Source organism: Arthrobacter sp. FW306-1B-F12A (assembly GCF_058781865.1).
Genome location: NZ_JBYSXD010000086.1, coordinates 1 through 6,679, shown reverse-complemented (window position 1 = coordinate 6,679; position 6,679 = coordinate 1). Strand labels below are relative to the sequence as shown.

Here is a 6,679-nt window from a genome sequence, read left to right as displayed (position 1 = left end):
GGGCGGGCGGATTCGGATCCGCCACGGCAACAAGTCGCACCACGCCGTTTGCCTGGAGCCTTTCGAGGTTCTGCAGGTGGTGCGCGCCGAAGCCGTGGACCCCAATAAGGGCCACCCTGCTGGGCTCATGGCCGGACTGTTTGTGTTCTGCCGGGTTGCGTTCTGCCGGGACGGGCGTGGACAGGGTGCCCATGGCTCTCCTCATCTGTCCCCGGGAGGCGGGGCTGCTGACGTCGGTGTCGTTTCAGGACCGCTTGGTAAGCGCTTTCCAAGAAGAGTGTACCTTGAGTCCAGGGGAGATGTAACGGCTTTGGTTTGCTGCGTTTAGGCGGTTGCGTTTAGACGATCCGGCCGGCCGGCAGTTTCTCCCCGGCCTCGACCGCCACGTCGATCGAATTTCCCGCTACAGGCATAGGGCATGTGCCATATGGGGTGAAGGCGCTCGGGTAGTTGATGGCGCGGTTGAAGTCGAGGACCACGGAACCGTCGGGCCGGGGGCGCGAGACGGCCAGCTTGCGCCATTCGTCCGTGGTGTTGCCGTTCGTCTCGTCGTGGAAGGTCACCGTGAGGGCTCCGAGCTTCTCGGCCTCGGCGTGCAGGCGGATCTCGTGGGGAAGTCCAGGCGCCCGGAAAACCACCTCGCCTACCGATCGGTGCACCCCATCCACCAAAGGATTGGCTGTCCCGATCGGCACATCCACGGGCTCGGGGTACGCCTCGAAGCGGCCTTCAAGCACCCAGTCCGGGTTGTATTCAAAGGTGGGAACGGCGTCGAACTCCGTCAACACCGGCGAGGAGTTGTCCCTCGTGCGGATGGCGTACTTGTCCGCGCGCATGGCCAGTTCCACCACCACTTCCGTGCCATCCGAGCCGCCGAACTGCACCCACATGAGCGATTCCTCGTCCTGGAGGGTGGCTGAAATCGTGCCGTCCACGGGAGCTCCCGTCTCCACGAGTGTGAGTCCGTCGGTCGCGCTCGCGGTGAGTGTCGCCGTCGTGCCGTCCGTCGACCAAAGCCCCGGGACGAGCTCGACGGCGGCGGGTGCGGATTCGAGCCACTGGAAAGAGGTGAGGGTCAGCCAGCCGTGGTCCGCAGCGAGGGCGGCGTTGCGGCCGGTGCGGAAACGTTGCCAGCGTTCCAGCTGGGCGTTGCTTGCGGGGGCTGTTGCGCTCATGGTTCCTCCAGCGGCTTGGGGCGGTGTTCGTTGGCTTAACCATGCACCCGTCGCCACCATTCCCGGAACCCAACTGACTAGCAGTTGTTGTCGTTTTGACGGCTCATAACGACAACAACTGCTAGTCAGTTGGGCCGGAGCGGGCGGGCGGAGCGCGCAGGCGGAGCCCGCGACAACATTTGAGACGGATTGCCACCGGCCTCAGGGCTGCGGGTAGGATTCCTTTGGAAATATTAGTAATCCGGCTCACAGTATCCAGCGCAGTGTACGGGCCACACCCAACGCCAGAAGGTATTTTTCATGGTTGACACTGCACATCTCAGCACCGACCTTGCCGCGGAACTGCGGGCCGATGTCCGCCGCGTCTCCACGCTTCTCGGAGAGTCATTGGTCCGCCAGCACGGCCCCGAGTTGCTCCAGCTCGTCGAGCAGGTGCGCCTGCTCACCAAGGAATCCAAGGAAGCCGCCCGCGGCGGCGCCGACGCCACAGGCCCGTGGAGCGCGCACGACGTCGTCGCCCAGGTCCGCGAGTTGCTCGCCTCATTGCCTCTTGAGGAAGCCACTGAGCTGGTCCGTGCCTTCGCCTTCTATTTCCACCTCGCCAACGCCGCCGAGCAAGTGCACCGTGTCCGCGGACTGCGCACCCGCCAGGAAAAGGACGGCTGGTTGGCCAAAGCCGTGGCCGAGATCGCCGATGAGGCCGGAACCCAGGCCCTGCAGGACGTCGTCAATGAGCTGGACGTTCGTCCTATTTTCACCGCGCACCCCACCGAAGCCTCGCGGCGTTCGGTGCTGGACAAGATCCGTAAACTCTCGGACGTCCTGGCCGAATCCACCGTTGAGGGCACGGCCGCCCGCCGTCGGCAGGACCGCCAGCTCGCCGAGATCATCGACCAGATGTGGCAGACCGACGAACTCCGCCAAGTCCGCCCCACTCCCGTGGACGAGGCCCGCAACGCCATCTACTACCTGAGCAGCATCCTGACCGATGCCATGCCGGAAATGCTCACGGACCTTTCAGAGCTGCTGGGGGAGCACGGCGTCGTGCTGCCAGCGCACAACGCCCCCATCCGCTTCGGTTCCTGGATCGGCGGAGACCGCGACGGCAACCCGAACGTCACCGCTTCGGTCACGCGCGAAATCCTGCAGCTGCAGAACCAGCACGCCGTGCGGATCAGCATCTCGATGATCGACGAACTGATCTCCATCCTCTCCAACTCCACAGCCTTGGTGGACGCGGAAAAGGATCTCCTGGACTCGATCGCCGTCGACCTCAAGAACCTGCCCGGCCTGGACAAGCGCATCCTGGAGCTGAACGCGCAGGAGCCCTACCGCCTCAAGCTGACCTGCATCAAGGCCAAGCTCATCAACACGGGCCGCCGCGTGTCCGCATCCAGCCACCACGAACCCGGCCGCGACTACGCTTCCACGTCCGAGTTGCTGGCCGAACTCGAACTGCTGGAGGCCTCGCTGCGGAAACACTCGGCCGTGCTCGTGGCCGACGGCGCCCTGGCCCGGGTCCGCCGGGCGATCGCTTCCTTCGGGCTGCACTTGGCGACCCTCGACATCCGTGAGCATGCCGACTACCACCACGACGCCGTCGGGCAGTTGGTGGACCGGATCGGCGTCGGAACTCCCTACGGCGAGTTGAGCCGCGCCGAACGCTTCGAGCGGCTGAGCGCGGAGCTGGCTTCGCGCCGCCCGCTGTCCGGCCACCCCATCAAGCTCGACGGCGACGGCGACCGCACCTACGACGTCTTCCGCAGCATCCGCCACGCCCTCCAGACGTACGGGCCCGACGTCGTCGAAACCTACATCATCTCCATGACGCGCGGCGCGGACGATGTCCTGGCTGCCGCTGTGCTGGCCCGCGAAGCCGGGTTGATCGATCTCTTCGGTGCGGCTCCTTACGCCAAGATCGGCTTCGCTCCGCTCCTGGAAACCGTGGAAGAGCTGCGTGCTTCGGCCGAAATCGTTGACTTGCTGCTCTCTGACCCGTCGTATCGTGAGCTGGTACGGCTGCGTGGCGATGTCCAGGAGATCATGCTCGGCTACTCGGACTCCAACAAGGAATCCGGTGTCATGACCAGCCAGTGGGAGATCCACAAGACCCAACGCAAGCTACGCGACGTCGCCGCCAAGCATGGCGTCAACGTCCGTTTGTTCCATGGCCGCGGCGGTTCCGTAGGCCGTGGTGGCGGACCGACCTACGATGCCATCATGGCCCAGCCCAATGGAGTGCTTGAAGGCGCCATCAAGTTCACCGAGCAGGGCGAAGTCATCTCGGACAAGTACTCCTTGCCGGAGCTCGCCCGCGAAAACCTTGAGCTCTCCCTGGCGGCCGTGATGCAGGGTTCCGCGCTGCACCGCACCCCGCGCACCTCCGACGACGAGCGCGAGCGCTACGGACACGTCATGGAGATTATTTCCGACGCCGCGTTTGCCCAGTACCGTTCCCTGATCGACGATCCGGACCTGCCGGCGTACTTCCTTGCCTCGACGCCGGTGGAGCAACTCGGATCCCTGAACATCGGCTCGCGGCCCTCCAAGCGGCCGGATTCCGGTGCGGGACTGGGCGGGTTGCGGGCCATTCCGTGGGTCTTCGGTTGGACGCAGTCCCGGCAGATCGTTCCGGGTTGGTTCGGCGTTGGCTCAGGCCTGAAGGCAGCCCGCGAGGCAGGCAACACCGCTGAGCTTGCCGAAATGATGAAGCGCTGGCACTTCTTCCAGTCCGTGATTTCCAATGTGGAGATGACCCTGGCCAAGACGGACATGGACATCGCCGGGCACTACGTGTCTTCGCTGGTTCCGGAAGAGCTGCACCACCTGTTCAAGGCGATCCGTACTGAGTACGATCTCACGGTTGCCGAGGTGGAACTCCTGAGCGGCGAAACCGAGCTCTTGGAAGCCCAGCCGACGCTCAAGCGTTCCCTCGAAATCCGCGACCAATACCTCGACCCCATCAGTTACCTGCAGGTGGAGTTGTTGCGCCGCGTCCGTGAAGCTTCCATTTCCGGTGCCGAGATCGACGAACGCCTCCAGCGGGCCATGCTCATCACCGTCAACGGCGTGGCCGCCGGCCTCCGGAATACGGGATAGCGGCTCCTTCCGTTCCTTCCCTTCCGACCCTCGCTCACTTATGTGGGTCTTTTGGCGCACGCTCGCTCACATCATGTGAGCGAGCGTGCGGCAGGGAGGGCTTGTTTGGGAGCGAGGGTTGCGTCCGTCCGACCCTCGCTCACATCATGTGAGCCGGCGTTTCCGGGGGGAGCGCCACAGGTGAGCGAGCGTTTAGGGTTGAGGGATGCCGTCGTTCCAGACCAAGTTGAAGATCACCGGGCTCAAACCAGGAAACCCGCCGGAGTCGGTAATGGCCGCTGCGCTTGAGGCCCTGGAAACGCGTCATCATGTCGAATCCAATCAGCTCGACATTGTTGGTGGCGTCGCCCAAATCAGCCTCCGCTTCCTCGTGGAGCCGCGCGACTATCCGGGCGAGAACAGCGAGGCCCGCGCGTCGGCAGCCATGATGCGCGACGTCGTCGAACGCGTAGCGCTCACAGGGAACCTTTATGTGCTGCGTCGCAAACGGGGGAAATGGTCGCCGGTTTGAGCCCGACGCCGGGACGCGCCTAAAGGTGCGGCGGCTCGCCCGGCTCGTCCACCGGCGAGCGGTCACCCCGGCGATGCGTGACGATCACGCCCACCACGACGCCAATCAGCAGACCCACGCCGACGCCGATCAGTGAGCTCGCCCAGAACGGAAGCTTCGTCGTCGAGCCCGTAAAGTAACCCAACCCGGTTTGCCATGTGGCCCACAACAGTCCGCCCAAGCCAGCGCAGAGACTGAAGCCGCGGGAGGAAACCTCTGCGATCCCGGAAGCAGCCGACGCAGCCAGCCGCCCGCCGGGGATGAACCGGGCTCCGATGATCGCGCCGTAAGTGGAGGATCGCCCAGCCCTGGCGATCGCCCGGTGGATGCCCTGATGGACTTTGCGGCCCCACGCCCAACGGTCCAGGATGTGTCCCAAGCGACGCTTGAAGAGTTGGAAAACAATCATGTCGCCCAGCCAGGAGGCGACGGCGGCCATCAAACCCACCAACCACAGGTTGACTCGGCCCTCCGCTGCCAGCGCGCCACCGGTGATCACCAACATTTCGGACGGGATGGGCGGGAAGATCGCGTCGCCCACCACCATGGGGATGATCCAGGCATAGATCGCGGCTCCCCAGCCATCGGCGGTGGTGATGTCCATGGGCACAAATTACCGCACTTTGGTGCATCCACCGGAGTGTCGTGCAAGACTGGCGCCATGCGGCTCGAAATCCTGCAAGGTGACATCACCACGCGCGACGTCGACGCTATCGTCAACGCCGCCAACTCGTCATTGATGGGTGGCGGGGGAGTGGACGGCGCGATCCATCGCGCCGCGGGCAGGGAGCTCCTGGCCGCGTGCATGGAGGTGCGCGAACGGTACCCGCACGGGCTGCCCGTGGGCCAAGCCGTGGCTACCCCCGGGTTCAAATTGCCTGCCCGATGGGTGATCCACACAGTTGGCCCCAACCGCCACGCGGGCCAGAACGATCCGGAACTGCTGGCGTCGTGTTTCCGCGAGAGCCTGAAAGTGGCAGCGTCCCTCGGAGCGAGTTCCGTTGCGTTCCCCGCGATCAGCGCGGGGGTCTACGGCTGGGACGCGCGCGAGGTCGCCGCGGTAGCGCTCGACGCCGTCAGCTGGATCGACGTCGAAAGCTCCAGCGGGCTGGAACTCGTCGAATTTGTGCTGTTCAGTACGGAGACGACCGACGTGTTCCGGAGCGTGTTCGGGGCTTCGGACGGGTGAGGGCGCGCTTTCGCAGCGGCGTCAGACGGACTGCGCCTCAAGCACGTACTTCAACTGCCCTAGCTGTCCGACTTCCGACTCCATGGTCTTGGTGATCATCGAGCCCATGAGCTTCATGAAGCCCTTGGGCTGGAGATCCAAGGCAAACCGAACGGTGGTGCCGCCGTCGGCCTCGTTCAGGGTGAAGGATCCTGTTGGGCGGGCGGGGCCCGCGATGACCTGGAAATCGAGCCGCTTGCCCGGCTCGGCCGCGGTGATCTCGTAATCGCCGGCGATCGTGCGACCACCGGGGCCAGCCATCGTTTGCGAGTACACGGCACCCTTGTTGCCTGCTTCTCCGCTTGCGAGGGCGACATTCTTCACGCCCGGACGCCACAGCTTATTGTTCAGCCCGTCCGCGAGGAAGGCGTAGACGTCGTTTGCGGGGCGGTTGATCGAGACTTCGTTTTCAGCGTGGGCCATGTGGTTCCTTTTCGCGAGACCGAACACCGCCCGCGGTTGTCGGGCCGGCAAAACCGAGCATATACGCCCGGTCCGCTTGGCAACTCGGGAACGCGCCATTTTTCGCCGTCCCCGGATCCTGAACACCCGGGACTGCCCCCGGTTTTGTTGACTCCTTGACCTAGCGAGCTGGTGCTCGTGGAAGGATGTTGACCATGCCGACGG

6 protein-coding genes and 1 pseudogene are annotated in these 6,679 nt (G+C 64.6%); 3 read left to right on the top strand and 4 right to left on the bottom strand.

What is annotated here, in order from left to right:
- Both AC3WJU_RS22075 and AC3WJU_RS22070 read right to left on the bottom strand, forming a co-directional pair.
- A pseudogene (locus tag AC3WJU_RS22075) lies at positions 1-193 on the bottom strand (Gfo/Idh/MocA family protein); the annotation flags it as partial.
- Positions 194-338: 145 nt separating this feature from the next.
- Positions 339-1,175, bottom strand: coding sequence for a DUF1684 domain-containing protein (locus AC3WJU_RS22070; protein ID WP_284988696.1), 837 nt, complete (start codon positions 1,173-1,175; stop codon positions 339-341).
- A 300-nt stretch (positions 1,176-1,475) separates the two neighbouring features.
- On the opposite strand from AC3WJU_RS22070, the gene ppc reads away from it, so the two are divergent.
- Together ppc and AC3WJU_RS22060 are read left to right on the top strand one after the other, a co-directional pair.
- Positions 1,476-4,274 (top strand): phosphoenolpyruvate carboxylase, encoded by a 2,799-nt coding sequence (gene ppc, locus AC3WJU_RS22065; RefSeq protein ID WP_332602439.1) that lies wholly within the window; start codon positions 1,476-1,478, stop codon positions 4,272-4,274.
- 205 nt (positions 4,275-4,479) lie between these two features.
- Positions 4,480-4,785 carry a hypothetical protein gene (locus AC3WJU_RS22060; protein WP_492260873.1) on the top strand — a complete coding sequence of 102 codons (306 nt, stop codon included), beginning with the start codon at positions 4,480-4,482 and terminating at the stop codon, positions 4,783-4,785.
- Between the two features lie 19 nt (positions 4,786-4,804).
- Here AC3WJU_RS22060 and AC3WJU_RS22055 read toward each other — a convergent pair whose 3' ends face one another.
- Positions 4,805-5,428, bottom strand: coding sequence for a DedA family protein (locus AC3WJU_RS22055; RefSeq protein ID WP_059388562.1), 624 nt, complete (start codon positions 5,426-5,428; stop codon positions 4,805-4,807).
- Positions 5,429-5,485: 57 nt separating this feature from the next.
- Here AC3WJU_RS22055 and AC3WJU_RS22050 point away from each other — a divergent pair, with 57 nt between their 5' ends.
- Entirely contained in the window at positions 5,486-6,013 is a 528-nt protein-coding gene (locus tag AC3WJU_RS22050; protein WP_492260872.1) for an O-acetyl-ADP-ribose deacetylase, read from the top strand.
- A gap of 21 nt (positions 6,014-6,034) precedes the next feature.
- On the opposite strand, the gene AC3WJU_RS22045 is transcribed toward AC3WJU_RS22050, so the two are convergent.
- On the bottom strand, positions 6,035-6,475 hold the full coding sequence (locus AC3WJU_RS22045) for an SRPBCC family protein (protein WP_492260871.1): 441 nt from the start codon (positions 6,473-6,475) through the stop codon (positions 6,035-6,037).
- Between the last annotated feature and the right edge of the window lie 204 nt (positions 6,476-6,679).